Source organism: Pseudoalteromonas sp. SCSIO 43101, assembly GCF_023650775.1.
GTDB lineage: Bacteria > Pseudomonadota > Gammaproteobacteria > Enterobacterales > Alteromonadaceae > Pseudoalteromonas > Pseudoalteromonas apostichopi.
Genome location: NZ_CP072673.1, coordinates 3,572,517 through 3,589,074, shown reverse-complemented (window position 1 = coordinate 3,589,074; position 16,558 = coordinate 3,572,517). Strand labels below are relative to the sequence as shown.

Genomic DNA, 16,558 nt, shown 5'->3' with positions numbered 1-16,558 from the left:
CCTATTGTTGGTCTTTTAAGGCGAAAAGCTTGGCGTGGTATAGCGCTAGCTTTTCGTCTTTATTTTCTATCTCAATGGCTTTTTCTAGCCATTCCTTACTGCTTTGTTCATTTCCTTGCTGATAACTAATAATCGCTAACTCTATATAGGGTTCAGATAAATAAGGGGCTAATGCAATCGCGTCTTCGAGCTGTTGTTTTGCCTTGTAAAGCTTACCATTGTTACGGGCGTTAATTGCCGTTGCCAGCAACTCGAATGGATCTTGTTCAAGCATCGCTAACTGTGAATTGAGTTGCTCTGCCAAAACCTGATCATTAAGTTGCTCGGCCAGAACTGCGTAATTATGTAGTAAATTCGTATCGCTAAAGCCATACTGCATTGCTGTTTGATAAATATGTTTTGCTCCAGCTAAATCACCCGATTGGCGATGTAATACGGCAGCTAGATTATAAAGTGATGCAGCATTTGGGGTGTATTCATTGGCTTTTAATATATAGCTGTAGCTTAAATCGAATTGTTGCAAGGCCAATGCTTTTGCAGCCAAGTTGCTGTAATAACGGCTAATTAAGTCTTTTAACTCAGCTCGGCCAGAGTAAAAACTGCCGCGAGCAGGAAAGTAATCAATGACAGTACCTGGCGGCACCAAGTAATTATCGTCCTCATTTAAAGGGGCGTAGACTTTGGTGCGAAAGTGCCCTGACACATACACTATGTTATTTTGTTTGCTATAAACAGGCTCACTTGAGACCGCTTGAAAGCCCGTTTGAAGTCCTGCTAGTTGAGCATATGCATGGGTCAAAATTGCCAAGCTAATACAGTTACCTTGATGACCTTGAAGAGTCTGCTGGGCATTGAGTGTGGCACTAAAGTAATTAAAATTGGTGAGCTTCTTTTCTAAATAGTGATAAAGGATTTGGTCATCTCTAAAATCACCACCTTGACGTTTGGTAAAATAATCAAGAAAACGTTTTTGCTCATCCGCAGGGAGTGTAAATAGCTCAGGGTCGCTTAGTTCAACTTGAGTAAAATGTGCGGCGTTGAGTAAGCTGCCCACACTAGGCGGTGGCGTAGGTTGTTTCGTACTCTTACATCCAACTAAAAAGGCACTCAAAACAAGTGCATATAAAACTGACTTCATGGCTTTACCCTATTGAGTGCTATTTAATCAATTTACCCAGTTAACTTTGATTATTCAAGTTAGTAATTAGTGTCATCAGTTCTAAACAGCCTGTATGGATATCTTGCCAATAGACTGTTGTTTATTTTTTATTCTTAATTGCATTCTAATATTCTCTCATTACAATGCCGCACTCTTTTAAATCGCTTAAAAAACAAATGTTTACATTGATTTTGTGGGCGATTTATAAACTGCTAACTTATTAACTAAATTGTAACGAGAGAGGTCTGTTTTGGCGCACTTTTTGCCGATTATTTCATGCTTTATTTTGGCGTTTAGCTTTTATCCGCTTTTAAATAAGATCCGTAAAAATCGCAGTGTGTCGGGCGTTTCGCTGTTAATGATGAGCTTTGGTGTCGCGCAAAGCTTGTATTTCATCACCTTTAACCTGTATTTCCAGCGTTTTTACATGGCCATGCCGTTTGTTGTAACAGGCATGCTAAGTGGTGTGATTCTTTATTACTTTGTTCGTTACAATGCTGCGCGAAAGCAACGTATGCAACTAGCCGGGTTATTAGCCATGTCGGTCGTGCCTTTTAGTTTGTTGCTTAATCCTCATTATGAAACAGCAACGGTGCTGAACTGGCTAACCTATGTGGGTTTAGTGATGAGCTCTATTCGTGTTATGCCGCAAACTTATAAAACCATCAAAAGCGGTAATATTAGTAATTTAAGTGCTCGTTATTTTAGTCTGCAATTTGTTGCAGGTAGCTGCGGCCTCGCTGCCGAGCTTTCAATGGCCACACCGAGCGTGTCTCACATACTGACCTTTGTAATGATTTTACTAACTAATGCCGCTCAATTAGGTTGTATTCAGTATTATAAATCGCGCCCTGCAATGGCTTGATTGATTAATAAATGAACTATTTATTAACTCTTCGCTTTATGGCACGATTATCTTATCGCTATTGAAAGGATAAGATATGAATTGGATTCAATTAGGCTATTTATGTCGATTAATGTCGCCAATAAGTGGCTTAAACAAAGTACAACAAGAAGCGCTTAGTGCACCGCAGCACTTAGAAATTTATAATGATGGACAAAAGAGCAGCCCATTAGCCACTAAAATCGCAAAAGAACTTAAAGCTGCAGAAGGTGAACAGCTGCAAAGGTTAGCGTTAAATTATGTAAAGTTATCATCAACACTCAAAGAGCACACTTTCGACTATAAAACCAAGTTGCTTTATTTGTGTGTACTTTTCTCAGTTTTCATCCTCGTTAACTTTATTTACCAGCAATTCGTTATTCCTTCACTCTCTGATGTATTTGGTCAATTTGATGTGCAAGTAATAGAACATATGGCTAATTTAGCCAGGTTCTGGCTGATAGCAAGCATTGCGCTCGGCTTATTCTTGGTGATCATTTTATTGACTATAAATGGGCTTCGACAGTTTGCAAACCTGTCTTTACTGAGTGCTTCATCAGCCCAGTTTGGGTTAATAATCCCCAATAAAATTAGGCAAAATTATGATGCTTTAGTCGCTCTAATTGAGTTCCCACTATACGGAACATTACAGAAAGATAATCGTGAGTTATCTCATTTAAAAGCATGCCAAAGTAATGGCTTGGATATTACCGAAGAGCTAGAGCTCCTTGTGGCCAATAATCTTGAAAGCTTACGAGGCGATATCACAGCGCACATTAACAGACTCATCACTATATTTAGTATTTTATTGGTTATATTAATTGCCAATTTCTTAGTGGGAGCATATGAGCCTCTATTCTTGATAGGAGAGATAGTATGAAAAATAAAGGATTTACTTTGATTGAGTTAATGATTGTAGTCGCCATCATTGGTATTTTAGCTTCGGTTGCATTACCACAATACAGTCAATATATTCAGCGTAGTGAACTCGTTGATCCCTTAGCAATGGCTTCAACAATTCGAGAAGATGTTACAGCTTTTTACTTGGAGCACGGCCGCTTTCCAAAAAACAATGAGCAAGCAGGTGTCCCTGCAAGTAAGTTTTTAATTGGTAATCGGGTTACCGGGATTTCTGTTGAAGGCGGAGCGATTCATATTAGCTTGGGCAATAAGGTATCTATGCCTTTGCAAAATACAGTATTGACTTTTCGTCCTGCCGTTGTTGTCGGAAGCCCTACAAGCCCTATCGCTTGGCTTTGCGGATTCGATAAACCTGTAACTGGTATGCAAGCGGTTGGTGAGAATAAAACGACCGTGCCAAAAGATATATTACCTTCGTCGTGCATTGATCGGCGCTAACTTTTAAAAACAAAAGGCTGCCAATTGGCAGCCTTTTTTGTGTTGTTTTACTTATGCTTCGAGGGCTTTACTAATTAAGCGATCGATATATTGCTTATGCGCTTTTGCTGCGGTGTCTGCACCCCATGGCACGCTCATATCAGCAATTTGATTTAACTGATAAAGCGCGGCAGCTTTGGCTAGGTTGTCGTGCTTACTCGCTTTACCTAAACCAGCAATCGCGATTAGCTGATTCACATATTCAACTTGTAGATTGTGACTTAGAGTATTTGCTTTTTTGCTATCTACAAAAATGCTTGCCGTTAAGTCATTCATAAATTGATTAAGTGAGTACTCGTTGCCATACAATGCACTGTCTGAAATTCGCAGCATTACAGCCGGGTGTAATAACTGAGCCAGTACCAGCTTTTGCATGCCTAAAATCATGCCATGTGGTTTAGGGTCTTCATTTTTACCGTAATGATTAAAACCACGACGTTGCTGTAGCAGGTAGTTATAAAGCGGTTGCATGTTAGCAAGTACATTAGGCGAGAATACTTTGTCGGCTAACACTTGCATTGCATGTTGCTGGCGCTCAAGTGGCACTGGCGTAAATGGTGCGCCATTTTTGTCATCGCCCACCACATTACGTTCTACATAAACACCACCAATTTGACGAGATACTACGCCGGCTTGTGTTCTGTAGCTTCTAAATAAAATGTTCGCGGAGGTAACAAGCTGTTGGTATGACTCACCATTAACAGTGGCTTTGTCTTTAAGCTCAGTAAATAACTTATTGATAAGCTCCATGCGATCATCAGCATAAGCGGCAGGATTAGATGACATATCACCAATCATTACACGTGGGTCGATATGGCGGCCTGGGGCACGCATATCATCAGCATCATTACCAAAAGCTAAAGCATGCTCTGATGAGCGAGCGAGAATTTTTTCAAGACGCTGCTGCTCTGCGGCTTTATCAGCTAAAGCTTGGCTATAGCCATATTCAATTGCCCAATCATCATAAGGGCCTGGTTTTGTTTGGAAGATATCACCTTGCTGCATGCCAATAGGGGCGATATTTGCTGGGGCATAGTCCATAACTGACCCCGTTACGATACCTTGCGTTTTACTCTTATCGTGAACTTCTTTTTCATCCCACAAGATAGATGATTTCATATTGTGGTTAAGACCAAGGGTATGACCCACTTCGTGTAAAACAAGCTGAGTTAAACCTTGACGTAAAATCTCTTTGTCTTCAATGCTTGCACCTGTGCCTAAGCCTTTTGCAAGTAACATGTTTTCTTGAATGCTGTGACCTAGTGAGCAATGTAATTCTGTGCTGCTTTGGCTAGTTTCAAGCGTAGCTGCACCTTGGGTATATAAGGTGTCGTACATCCAACGGTTTTTCATGAAAACGTACTCTAACATGATGTCAGAGCCTAAGATTTCACCGGTTAATGGGTTCGCAAGGGCAGGACCATAACCGCCAAATGGTGGGCGTGGTGATGCAGTCCAACGTAATACGTTGTAGTTAATATCGCCTGCATCCCAATCAGCGTCATCAGGTTGTACTTTTACTTCAATGGCGTTTTTAAAGCCCGCTTTTTCAAATGAGCTATTCCACGCGAGCACTGCATCACGAATAGTGTCTCGCCACTCAACTGGCGTGGTATTTTCAATCCACCAAGTAATCGGTTTAACTGGCTCAGAAAGTGCCGCTGTTGGGTCTTTCTTTTGTAAGTCCCAGCGTTTGATTACATCTTCATAAGGTGCCCAATCAGCGGATGTCATATTGTCGAATTCGTTAGTGAAATAACCAATACGCGCGTCATCTTGGCGAGCTTGATAATCATTTTTTGGTAACGCGACAAATGAATGCTGTACTTTAATTGAAACATTACGAGGATCGCTTACGGCGTTTGAACCTCGTACTGTTGGGTTGGCATTAGAAAATACGTAATCAACCACAACATCTAGATTATTTGGATAAGGTCGTTGCTTAACAATTCGTGATTTTTTGTCATCTAATTTACCAAGTTTAAAGCGTTTGCTGGCATTTTTATCTTTTGGGTTCGACCAAGGTGACACTTTATGAAGTGCTTCACTTAAAAATAGCTTATCAACATTAAATGCGATTTTACTATCTTCTTCTTTTTCAATTTTGATACTAGCAAGTACAGCTTCGCTAATATTGGCATCTGCAGAGCGTGCTAGGGCAGAGCTTTCATCAAATTTATAGCGTGGCGTTTTGCTAATAATGTCGATACGGTCAAAATACTTACGAAACTCAATGAGCTTTGTCTCGCGGTATGCCCCTCTGAAGTGACCTGCATCAGTAACACCATCGACCGTGTGAGCAAAATACACAAACGGGGTATCTAGTTGTGATTGGTCGATCACCATTAAGTTGTCGCCCGTTTTCGCATCTTGGTAAATGCTGAAAACACCAGCAAACTCGCTTTTATCTTTGATCATTTCAGCCAGCGTCTTTGGCTTTTTTTCTTCTTTTTTAGCTTCGGCTGCGTGGCCATTCATGGCAAGTGCTAGGCTTAGTGCCAGCGCAATGTTTGTTATTTTCATTGTTAACTCGTTCCTTTAATTATTTCTCAATCAAGTTTAATGAATTAACTCTTTGATAAAAGGTCATTTGTTAACAAGTGTGAAAGTATGGTTGTAAGTTTTTGATATTTCTTTTGTTTTGTTTGTAACAAATTGTTCTTAAGTCATTTTTCTGATTTATATTTTTTATTTAACCGTTTTTGTAACAGTTCCTTACAAATGTCGCATTAATGTTTCTGTCAGCTTTGGTATGATAGAGCCAGTTAAAATATTATAGGTGTAAGTTATGCGCACAAGTTTATTAAAATGGATCTTACCATTTGTTGCATTAATTGTTGGTGTTGCTGGTTTTATGGCAATCAACGCTATTGCTCAAGAGCCTAAAGACAAGGATGTAGTTGATGTGCGTCCTTTGGTGCAGGTTGAGCCAGTAGCAAGCGATGATCATCAAGTGATCATTAACAGTTACGGCGAAGTTAAACCGCTAGAAAGTACTTTGATTGCCTCGCAAGTGGCAGGTGAAGTAACGAGCTGGCATCCAAACTTTGTTGCTGGTGGTATCGTAGCTCGCGGTGAAGTGTTATTCACCATCGAAAAAGATAACTACGAAGCGGCTGTACTACAAGCTGAAGCAGCACTTGCCAGTGCTCAAGCGGCACTGATTGAAGAGCAAGCACAAGCTAAAGTAGCAGAAGATGAAGCAAGACGTTACCCAGAACGTGAGCGCACTGACTTATTCCTACGTAAACCTCAAGTGTTAAGCGCGCAAGCCGCTGTTAAATCAGCGCAAGCTGCATTAAAACGTGCCGAGCGTGACCTTGCTCGCTGCGAAGTGAAAGCACCTTATGATGCACTTGTGATTAGCCGTGAAATAGGTGTCGGTCAATACATTAATGTGGGCAGCCAAGTTGCTGAAATTAATAATATTGAAAGCGCAGAAATCATCGTACCAATCGCTGGTTTCGATAGTGTATTTTTACCAAAACGCTTAAAAGGCGTAAAAGCGACCATTATCAATAAAGGATTAAACAGCTTTACTCGTGAAGCTGAAATTGATCGTGACTTAGGTGTTGTTGATAACGCGACTCGTATGAGCAACCTAGTAGTTCGTGTTGATGACCCATATGGCTTAAAGCACGACGTGCAACCAATTAAATTTGGTGCTTACGTACAAGTTAACTTTGCTGGTGCAACATTACAAAACATCTACCGTTTACCGCAGTCTTTGGTGAACAACCAAACAGTGTGGATTGTTAACGATGAGAATAAACTTGAACCACGCAAAGTAACCGTAGTGCGTGAAGAAGGTGAGTACTTTTATATTAGTGATGGCCTTGAAGTGAATGACCAGTTGGTTCTTACTTTACCTGAGTATCCTCAAGAGGGTATGGAAGTGAAGATTGCTGGTATGAAAGAAATGACAAGCGATGCAGAAACTGCAGCGGTTGAAAAGCTTTAAGGTAGCATTATGACTGATACAAACACAGAAAAACAGTCTGGCCTTATTGCCTATTTTGCCAATAACTCGGTCGCTGCGAACTTAATGATGGTGTTTATCATCATCATGGGGATTATTAGTTATTTCACTATTCAACGCCAGATGTTCCCGAATGTTGAAATTAACTATATTGAAGTACAGGCCAATTATCCGGGTGCTTCGCCACAGGAAATTGAAGAAAGTATTCTGATCAAAATTGAAGAGTCACTAAAAGACGTTACCGAGATTAAGCGTGGTGTATATCGCTCGTTTCGAAATAGTGGCCGTGCGAGTTTAGAGATCAACACTGACGCAGAACTTACTGATGTTCTCGATAAAGTGAAACTACGTGTAGACAGTATTGCTACTTTCCCTGCGGGAATGGAGCCTGTCACCATCAGCCAGGTTGAATTTCGCCAGGACGTGATCGGTATGACGCTCGTTGGTGATATTCCGCTTACTGAGCTAAAGCCAGTTGCAAACAGAATTGAAGATGAATTACTGCAATTATCAAATGTATCACTTGTACAAAATGATGTACCACTCGATGAAATTGCGATAGAAATCGATCCTGACTCACTGCGTCAATACAACCTTACACTGAGTGATGTGGCCAGTGCTGTGCGTCGTTACTCTGCTAATATTTCAGCAGGTCAATTACGTACTGACGCAGGTATTATCTCGGTGCGCGTTGAAAACCAATATTATAACGGTGATGAGTTCCGCCAGATCCCAGTAAAAATTGGTGCTAATGGCGCTAAAGTGCTTTTAAACGATATTGCTGTAATCAAAGACCAATTCATTGAAGGTGAGCGTTACTTTAAATTTAATGGTGAAAATGCCGTTTATTTATCAGTAAAAGCAACCAAAGAACAAAATATGATCCCGGTTGCTGATTCGGTTAAAGCGTTTATCGAACAAAAGAATAAAGAGTTACCAGCGGGTCTACGTCTAGAGCCATTAATGGACATGACCTACTACCTTAACGCACGTTTAGACATGATGAAAACCAACCTAATTCAAGGTGCTATCTTGGTTGCCATTATGTTGTCTATCTTTTTACGCTTTAAGCTAGCACTTTGGGTAATGATTGGTTTACCTGTGTGTTTCTTAGGTGCAATGATGATGATGCCATTATTTGGTATCAGTATTAATATCGTGTCGTTATTTGCCTTTATTATGGTACTCGGGATCGTGGTCGACGATGCCATAGTAATAGGAGAGAGCGCCTATACCGAAATTGAGAAAAAAGGCGGTGGTGTTGTGAACGTGGTAAATGGCGCAAAGCGTGTTGCTACCCCGGCAACATTTGGTGTTTTAACAACAATTGCCGTGTTCGCACCATTTACATTATCAAGTGGACCAGAGAGCGCATTCTTCTTCGGTATCGCGGTTGTGGTAATTTTGTGCCTAATATTTAGTTTGATTGAATCGAAACTTATTTTACCCGCTCACATTGCTCATACTAAGTTTCCACCAATTAACCCCAATAGCTGGCGAGCTCGTTTTAACAAACGTTTCTTTAGCTTTGTTAATGGTCCATATAAACGTTTTATTGAGCTTTGTGTAGAGTGGCGTTGGTTTGTTCTATTTGCATTTATCGGTTTATTGATTTTGACGTTTGGCTTAATTTCATCAAACCAAGTGCGAGTGGTGCCAACACCAAAAGTACCTCATGACTTCCCGCAAATTCGCCTAGAAATGAATGAAAATGCATCTGATATACAAACAATCAATGCTATTCGTGACATAGAAGCCATGGTGCAAAAAGTAGATCAAGAGACAGAGCGAGAATTTGGTCAAAAGCTTATTCGCGATATCTTAGTGTTCAACCAAGGTCGTACTGAAGCACAGTTACTTGCTCCGCTGGTAGACGAAGAGTTGCGTCCGTACAACGCGTTTGAATTATCTCGTCGTTGGCGTGAACAAATGCCAAGTATCCCTGGCGTGAAATCACTGCAAATTTACGATGACGTGAATGGTGGTGGTATGGATGGTGAGTTTGGTTACTTACTGTACGGCCCAGATATCGATACCTTAAATGATGCTGGTCGTCGTTTTATCCAACTATTACAACAGCAAAAAGGCTTGTTTGATATTAGTTCGACCATCGATCCGGCGAGCAAAGAAGTACAATTAAGCTTAAAACCTGTGGCATACGATCTAGGTTTAGACCTTGCCAATATTGCTAACCAAGTAGGCGCAAGCTTCTATGGTGGTGAAGCACAGCGTGTTATTCGTCGCGGCGAAGAAGTGCGTGTCATGGTTCGTTACCCTAAACTAACCCGTGAAGCGTTTGCATCATTAAAGCATGCCGTGATTACAACGCCTGCCGGCCAAGAGGTGATGCTGGGTGATGTTGTTGAACTGAACGAAAAACCTGGTATTAGCTATATTCGCCGTGAAGGTGGCTATCGTACTGTGTATATCTACGGCAGTATCGATGAAGAAGCGATTGAACCGGGTGAAGTTGTTAAGCAAGTTGATGAGAACTTATTACCGCAGTTAAAAGAAGAATACCCATCAGTTAAAACTGAGCTAGGTGGTTCTATTGAAGAACAACAAGCGCAAGCTAACGAGCAAATCATGTTCTTCATAGGCGGTATGATTTTAGTGTATATCTTGCTTGCAGTGCCGCTTAAAAGCTATTCACAACCTCTTATTGTTATGTCGGTTATTCCATTTAGCTTAACTGGTGCTATTTGGGGCCACTTCTGGTTTGGCTTAGATATTAGCTTGATGTCAGGCTTTGGTTTGATTGCTGCAGCGGGTGTTGTAATTAATGACTCGTTAGTTATGACCGACTTTGTGAACCAAGCACGCCGCGAAGGTATTTCAATTCGCCAAGCGGTTATTGAAGCAGGTTGTGCGCGTTTTAGGGCAATCACCCTGACTTCAATTACAACCTTTGCCGGTGTCTTACCAATTATGTTCGAAACTAGTCTGCAAGCTAAATTTGTAATTCCGATGGCTGTCGCACTTGGTTTTGCGGTTATGTTTGCAACCCTAATCACTTTAGTACTAGTACCTTGTTTGTATATTGTTATGAGTGATATAGGTAATGGCTTCTTGAATATATTCCGTGCAGGCCACAGAGTAGTGACCAGAAGAAATCTAGCAAGAGATTAAAAGTCTCATCAGTTTAAAAGCCAACCAAGCGGTTGGCTTTTTTGTATCTCATGCATTTCTAGTAACTATTTGCTATATAAGATGTTTGGTTACATTCTTTTGTTTGATTTGTGATTCGGTCACGATTATACTCAATCTTGTTTTTGGCAAACTAACTGAAAGGTTAGGACGCAAAGTTTCCGGTCTAAGGTTTTATACTATGATAGCGGGGCCGCTGATAAGCACATAATCTAGTGCTTTGGTTCACTTGCCTCAAACTAAAAGTATTTTTTGTTCGGTTGTTGGATAATACCTATTAGTTGTTCTTAGGGTGATATTTTGTTTATGCATACGTCAATGGCCTCCGGGAAGTGGTTGCCGATTGGTTGCTTGAATCATCATACCCAACTGTTTGTTGGTGATAGGGTGATTGTGACCTTTTATGACATGCAAGGAGAGCTAGTCGATTTATCATTCGAATACCCGATCAGTAGTTCCGATCAGGGTGAGCCTCATAATTGGCCACGTTCTGTTGCTGAGCATATAAACGTGCATATTCCGCTAGTAAAAGCGGGCAAAATGACTGAACAAGGTTTAGTGGTTGCGTACCGTTCAAACCAAATTTATGCCCTTGAAGGCTCGGGCATTACGCATGTGAAAGTGGCGTTTAATTGCATCGCAAAATGTAAAGAGCGAGTGCAAGATAGTCTACAAGATTACGACTATGTATACCCACAAGCATGCAGCGATTACAGTGCGGGTGTTAAAGTTCTACAGCCCAAAACAGGCCATATTTATATGTGTAAACCATGGCCATTTAGCGAGTTTTGTCGTGTTAAAGATTCACACAATCCGCTATTTGAACCGGGTGTAGGAAAAAGCTGGGCCATGGCTTGGCAACAAGTATCGCATTAGCAAGTAGCGCATTAAAAGTTTCCCCCTAAATGCTATTTTAGCATTGCTTAGCCCACTCAATTTGAGTGGGCTTTTTTAATACCAACCCGCAATAATACTTAATCATTTTGAGGGATTAAACCTGCCGCTAACTGCGTTAAAAATTTCTCATTTAGAACAACTAAATAACGAAATTTTTGCCTTGTTATCAACGAGGTTTATTGCCTCAAAATAGACTACTTAATTAAGCTGATTGGTATAATTCTGTGATAAACTGCCAGCAATTCGTTTTTTATTTTGGTTTTTTCTTGTGTCGTCAAATTCGTATTCTTTGTCTTTATTAGCGCACCCTCCTGTTGCAAAAAAACAGCCACACCAATTAACTACTCACCAACTGACGCGCACCGATAATTATTATTGGATGCGTGATGATGAGCGTGAAAATACAGATGTATTAGCGCATTTAAATGCTGAAAATGACTATTGCGATAAGCAACTAGCCGACATAAAACCACTTCGTGAGCAGTTATTCAATGAGTTAAAAGGCCGTATTGTAAAAGATGACAACACGGTACCCGTGAAAGATGGCAAATATTGGTATCACTCAGAAGTTCGTGGCGATGATGAATATGCACGTCATTATCGCAGCAGTTCAATTGAAGCGCGTGATAAGCAGTTATTGTTAGATGTAAACCAATTAGCCGCTGACTACGAATTTTATGAACTAGGCGAGGTTGCAATTAGCCCTGACGAGCAACTACTTGCCTATTCTGAAGATACTGAAGGCCGCCGCATTTATACTGTGCGTTTTAAAAATATCGCCAGTGGTGAAATGTTTAACGATGTTCTCGAAAATACCGAAGGCCAAGTGGTGTGGGCTAATGATAATAAAACAGTTTTTTATGTGAAAAAGGACCTGCAAACCCTGTTGGGTTTTCAAGTTTACCGCCATGTTTTAGGTACGCCACAAGCAAATGACGTACTTGTATACGAAGAACAAGATAAAAGCTTCTTTATGGGACTAGGAAAAAGCCGTGATGAAAGCCTAATTATTATTGATCTTGCGACCACAGAAACAAATGATATGTGGGTGCTTGACGCTAATAACCCAGAGCGTGAATTCAGCGCATTAATGCCACGCGAAGAAGGCCATGAATTTGATGTCGATAAACTGGGTGATACCTTCTATATTGTGACGAACTGGCAAGCGAAAAACTTTCGCTTAATGACTGCAACGCAAAGCACTATTGCCGATAAAACGCGTTGGCAAGAGCATACTCCACATCGTGAAAACGTGTTGTTAGAAGGGGTCGAGATTTTTGATAATTTCCTTATTCTTACAGAACGAGAGCTAGGTCAAACACGTTTTGTGGTGGTCAATCAGCATGCTCAGCGCTTAACGTTAGAGTTTGATGACCCTTGTTATTATGCTGCAATTGCAATGAACCCTGAGCCGAATGTGAGCTCTGCACGTATTTATTATTCAAGCTTAACAACACCGGGCTCTTTGTATGATGTTGATTTAAAAACAGGTAACAAAACCTTATTAAAACAACAGCAAGTGCTTGGGGATTTTAATCCAGAGCATTATCGCTCAGAACGTTTAATGGTTAGAGCAAGAGATGGCGAGCAAGTGCCAGTGTCATTGGTTTACCGTATTGATCAATTTAATAAAAATGGCACGAACCCGCTGTTACAGTATGGCTATGGTGCCTACGGTATTACCATCGATCCCAGCTTTTCAAGTAGCTCATTAAGCTTACTAGACCGTGGCTTTGTTTATGCGATTGCCCATATTCGTGGTGGAGAAATGCTAGGTCGCCATTGGTATGAGCAAGGAAAGAAGCAACATAAGCAAAATAGCTTTAGTGACTTTATTGATGTTACTCGTGCGCTTACTGAGCAAGGCTATGCACACCTGCATAAGGTATTTGCATCGGGCGGTAGTGCTGGTGGTTTGCTAATGGGAGCTGTGGTCAACCAAGCGCCTGAGCTTTATTTAGGGATAGGTTGCCATGTGCCATTTTTAGATGTGTTAACCACTATGCTTGATGAGAGTATTCCACTTACAACGAATGAGTATGACGAGTGGGGGAATCCAAATGACCCGGCGTTTTATGATGTGATTAAAGCCTATTCGCCCTACGATAATATCGAGCCCCAGGCTTATCCTAATATTCTCGTCACCACCGGATTCCATGACTCTCAAGTACAATATTGGGAGCCAATGAAGTGGGTCGCAAAGCTGCGTGAATTTAAAACCGATGACAACATCTTGGTGTTCAAAACCGACATGGATGCAGGTCATGGTGGTGCATCGGGACGCTTTAAAAGTCTTGAAGAAAAGGCATTAGAAATGGCATTTTTTATTGCTTTATTACCAAATTAAGACTTAGATAAATAAGTGAATAGATGCTATAAGCATAAAACTTAAGTTGTATTTCAAAGGGGTGAGCATGTTTAAAGCCCATGGTGATTGGCGTTATTTTGTTGAGCCGCCGGTGATTTATGTGGAAATTAGTGGCAGCTTTAACAAAGAAGCTGTTGCTTCATTTAGTATCGAAGTTGGTCAAGAAATCATGAAATACCCTGAACATTCAATTCAGTATGCCGTGGTTAATTTGGAGCAATTTGAATTAGCGACTGCTGATAGTATTGAGATTGCAAGGGCTTACTTTCAGGCCGTAAAAGCGCGGGGTTACAAACGTGTTGACTATATTAAAGCAAATATTATTGCTCGCAATTTGTTAGAAACCGTTTGGTCAGGTGTAGAGATGGATATTAATTTTCACCCAGATGCTGAAAGCTTTTTTCAAGCAAGACCCGAGTACGATAATTTAAGAAAGTGGTTAAAGTAATACCTCCTGAATATAAAAAAGCCCTCATTTGAGGGCTTTTTCGTGTCAATTCTGAATATTAATCAAGGTAAGCTTTTAGCATCCAAACAAGTTTCTCTTGTTCTTTGATGTAATCTCCCATTAATGATGCTGTACCTTCGTCGTCTGCATCACCTGCTTGTGCTAAGATTTCACGCTGCATTTGGATAAGCGTGCTGTAACCTGCTAATAGATTTTCTACTGCAGCAGTGCCTTCAGTGATGTTTTTTGCTTCACTAATCTTGCTATCTTCGATGTACTCAGAGAATGCATGTACAGGTGTACCACCTAAAGTTAAAATACGCTCTGCAATTTCATCTACTTTCTCAAGTAGTAAGTTATAAATTTCTTCAAATTTAAGGTGTAATTCAAAAAAGTTACGACCTTTGATATTCCAATGAAAGCCGCGTGCGTTCATGTATTGAATTTGGTAGCAGCTTAGTAAAGAGTTTAGTGAATTTACGATGTCTTCACTTTTTGCGCTGTTTAAACCAATTGCATTTACCTGTGACATAGATTGCTCCTTAAAAAACCGTTAAGTGTTAACTTGCTAGTGCTTGACGTTAAGTATTAGTCATCTTGATTAATCTGTAAAATGGTTTAATTCGAACACGGTGATAGGTTTTAGCTATCAAAGGTTGGTTTTTTCCATTTATGCACTATCAACATAACTTTGAATTACTTTTATATAGACTTGGGGCAACTGAGCAAAAAATCTACCTTATTTAATAAATATCCAAAAATTAGGCAGAAAGTATGATCTAAAACAAAGTTTGCACCTGCTTACAAACACGCTGATTTAGAACTTGATTTAGGTCAAAAAATCAACGAACCAGAAGCGCATAATGACTTTACCGCATTTAACCAGGAGAAGAAAAATGGACGGTAAAACAGTTAAAGAAAGCAAAGCTGAAATAGTTGTTGTAGTGATTGCATTACTTGCATTTGTTATCGGTTTGGTAGGTCATCTAGCTGGGGCTAGCTTCGCAAATTTTGATACCTTTGGCTACATTGCTGCACCTGTGCCACTGATCTTAGGGATCATCGTTTTAATCTCATATAAAGTGGCTGCAAGTGCTGAAGATTAAAGTATCACTCACTTTGATTTATAAGCTTAATAATGTAATCCATCACTTGGCGTGAGTAGATCATACTGGTGTGACTTAAATGAAACACCTTGTGTTCTGCCATGCCATGGAGCTTAGTTTCATCCATCAACACCGTACCATCAGAGATACTACCTTTGGCAATAAGCGGCATTAGACCTATTGGTAAATCGCCTGCAATACTATAAAGCTTGGCATCAAACGGCCAATCCCCATTCTCTGATAATAAAAATTCCACACTGTTTTTTAACAGCATTTCAAAGCCCTTTTGCTGCATTTGCTTAGCAATATGACTGCCTTTATGCGGGGTGCCTAAGGTGATCACCTTTTCGACATGGCGACTTTGAAGAGAATTGGCCTCTAAGTAAGCGCGAGCAACCAAGCCGCCCATAGAATGACAAACTAAGGCGGTCGGCTTACCACCGATAAAGCGATCAATCTTATCGAAAATTGCCGCTCTATCGGGAGAGAGCGTGTTATAGGTCAAATTGAGTATTTTTAAACCTGACTTTTCAAGGCGCGCGCAAAGTGGACGCATCACAAAGCCCGACATATAAAGTCCGTGTAATACTACAACCTGCCTAATTGCCATCGCATTCCTTACATTAACTGTTGCGGTTTAATTTCGATATTTGCTGTATCTGAGCTAACCCATACTTCGCCATCTTGAACTGTGATAGTGAGCTTAATATTGCGATCGGCTAACTCTGCTAATGCCTGAGTAGCAGCATAATCGAGACTAAAAATACTCAAGTTTTTAAAATCATACAACTTAGGCTGATGTTTTTGCCACCAAATTGCTTGGTTATTTTCACCGTAAGTATACAAAACAACTTGCTTGGCTTTATTGCAGGCTTTTTTCAAGCGCTTTTCGTCAGGCAGTCCAAGCTCAATCCATAATTCAATTTCTTCGCTGTAGTTAATGTGCCAAAGCTCAGGCTCGTCATCTGCGCATAAGCCTTTCGTAAACTCTAAGCCTTCACGAGCATTAAGTGCAAAAGCTAACAAGCGGATCATCAAGCGTTGTTCGGTTTCTGATGGGTGTTGTGCCAGTGTTAAATTGAAATCTTGATAAATGTGGCGGTCCATATCGCTTAACGATAATTGCGCTTTAATAATGGTTGATTTAAGAGCCATAATTGCTTATTTGAAAAA

The 16,558-nt window shown here is 40.5% G+C and carries 14 protein-coding genes and 1 riboswitch; of the genes, 9 read left to right on the top strand and 5 right to left on the bottom strand.

Going from position 1 to position 16,558, the window contains the following annotated elements; genetic code table 11:
• Position 1: 1 nt before the first annotated feature.
• Positions 2 to 1,138 (bottom strand): tetratricopeptide repeat protein, encoded by a 1,137-nt coding sequence (locus tag J8Z25_RS16635; RefSeq protein WP_250661444.1) that lies wholly within the window; start codon positions 1,136 to 1,138, stop codon positions 2 to 4.
• A gap of 271 nt (positions 1,139 to 1,409) precedes the next feature.
• On the opposite strand from J8Z25_RS16635, the gene J8Z25_RS16630 reads away from it, so the two are divergent.
• The 3 genes from J8Z25_RS16630 to J8Z25_RS16620 all read left to right on the top strand — a co-directional run bounded on the left by J8Z25_RS16630 (position 1,410) and on the right by J8Z25_RS16620 (position 3,401).
• Entirely contained in the window at positions 1,410 to 2,024 is a 615-nt protein-coding gene (locus tag J8Z25_RS16630) for a PQ-loop domain-containing transporter (protein ID WP_130050202.1), read from the top strand.
• A 76-nt stretch (positions 2,025 to 2,100) separates the two neighbouring features.
• The gene (locus J8Z25_RS16625) at positions 2,101 to 2,922 is read left to right on the top strand and encodes a hypothetical protein (protein ID WP_250661443.1); all 822 of its coding nucleotides are present in this window, start codon (positions 2,101 to 2,103) and stop codon (positions 2,920 to 2,922) included.
• Positions 2,919 to 3,401 (top strand): pilin, encoded by a 483-nt coding sequence (locus J8Z25_RS16620; RefSeq protein WP_250661442.1) that lies wholly within the window; start codon positions 2,919 to 2,921, stop codon positions 3,399 to 3,401. Before J8Z25_RS16625 ends, J8Z25_RS16620 begins: the two co-directional genes overlap by 4 nt.
• Positions 3,402 to 3,452: 51 nt before the next feature.
• Here J8Z25_RS16620 and J8Z25_RS16615 read toward each other — a convergent pair whose 3' ends face one another.
• The gene (locus J8Z25_RS16615) at positions 3,453 to 5,963 is read right to left on the bottom strand and encodes a zinc-dependent metalloprotease (protein ID WP_250661441.1); all 2,511 of its coding nucleotides are present in this window, start codon (positions 5,961 to 5,963) and stop codon (positions 3,453 to 3,455) included.
• A 265-nt stretch (positions 5,964 to 6,228) separates the two neighbouring features.
• Here J8Z25_RS16615 and J8Z25_RS16610 point away from each other — a divergent pair, with 265 nt between their 5' ends.
• The 5 genes from J8Z25_RS16610 to J8Z25_RS16590 all read left to right on the top strand — a co-directional run bounded on the left by J8Z25_RS16610 (position 6,229) and on the right by J8Z25_RS16590 (position 14,279).
• Complete coding sequence (locus J8Z25_RS16610; RefSeq protein ID WP_130050206.1) at positions 6,229 to 7,401, top strand: efflux RND transporter periplasmic adaptor subunit; 1,173 nt, start codon at positions 6,229 to 6,231, stop codon at positions 7,399 to 7,401.
• Positions 7,402 to 7,410: 9 nt separating this feature from the next.
• The gene (locus J8Z25_RS16605; RefSeq protein ID WP_250661440.1) at positions 7,411 to 10,548 is read left to right on the top strand and encodes an efflux RND transporter permease subunit; all 3,138 of its coding nucleotides are present in this window, start codon (positions 7,411 to 7,413) and stop codon (positions 10,546 to 10,548) included.
• 135 nt (positions 10,549 to 10,683) lie between these two features.
• Positions 10,684 to 10,767, top strand: a riboswitch (cyclic di-GMP riboswitch).
• A 105-nt stretch (positions 10,768 to 10,872) separates the two neighbouring features.
• A complete protein-coding gene (locus J8Z25_RS16600) occupies positions 10,873 to 11,442 on the top strand; it encodes a chitin-binding protein (RefSeq protein WP_250661439.1) in 570 nt (189 codons plus the stop codon).
• 289 nt (positions 11,443 to 11,731) lie between these two features.
• On the top strand, positions 11,732 to 13,810 hold the full coding sequence (locus tag J8Z25_RS16595) for a S9 family peptidase (protein ID WP_250661438.1): 2,079 nt from the start codon (positions 11,732 to 11,734) through the stop codon (positions 13,808 to 13,810).
• A 67-nt stretch (positions 13,811 to 13,877) separates the two neighbouring features.
• Positions 13,878 to 14,279, top strand: coding sequence for a hypothetical protein (locus J8Z25_RS16590; RefSeq protein WP_130050210.1), 402 nt, complete (start codon positions 13,878 to 13,880; stop codon positions 14,277 to 14,279).
• Positions 14,280 to 14,337: 58 nt separating this feature from the next.
• On the opposite strand, the gene J8Z25_RS16585 is transcribed toward J8Z25_RS16590, so the two are convergent.
• A complete protein-coding gene (locus J8Z25_RS16585; protein ID WP_167658259.1) occupies positions 14,338 to 14,811 on the bottom strand; it encodes a Dps family protein in 474 nt (157 codons plus the stop codon).
• A gap of 364 nt (positions 14,812 to 15,175) precedes the next feature.
• Between J8Z25_RS16585 and J8Z25_RS16580 the strand changes: the two genes are divergently transcribed.
• Positions 15,176 to 15,385, top strand: a complete 210-nt coding sequence (locus J8Z25_RS16580) for a hypothetical protein (protein WP_054562952.1) — start codon at positions 15,176 to 15,178, stop codon at positions 15,383 to 15,385.
• Positions 15,386 to 15,389: 4 nt separating this feature from the next.
• On the opposite strand, the gene J8Z25_RS16575 is transcribed toward J8Z25_RS16580, so the two are convergent.
• Complete coding sequence (locus J8Z25_RS16575) at positions 15,390 to 15,995, bottom strand: PGAP1-like alpha/beta domain-containing protein (RefSeq protein ID WP_130050212.1); 606 nt, start codon at positions 15,993 to 15,995, stop codon at positions 15,390 to 15,392.
• An 8-nt stretch (positions 15,996 to 16,003) separates the two neighbouring features.
• Positions 16,004 to 16,540 carry a YaeQ family protein gene (locus tag J8Z25_RS16570; protein WP_138558096.1) on the bottom strand — a complete coding sequence of 179 codons (537 nt, stop codon included), beginning with the start codon at positions 16,538 to 16,540 and terminating at the stop codon, positions 16,004 to 16,006.
• Positions 16,541 to 16,558 lie beyond the last annotated feature (18 nt).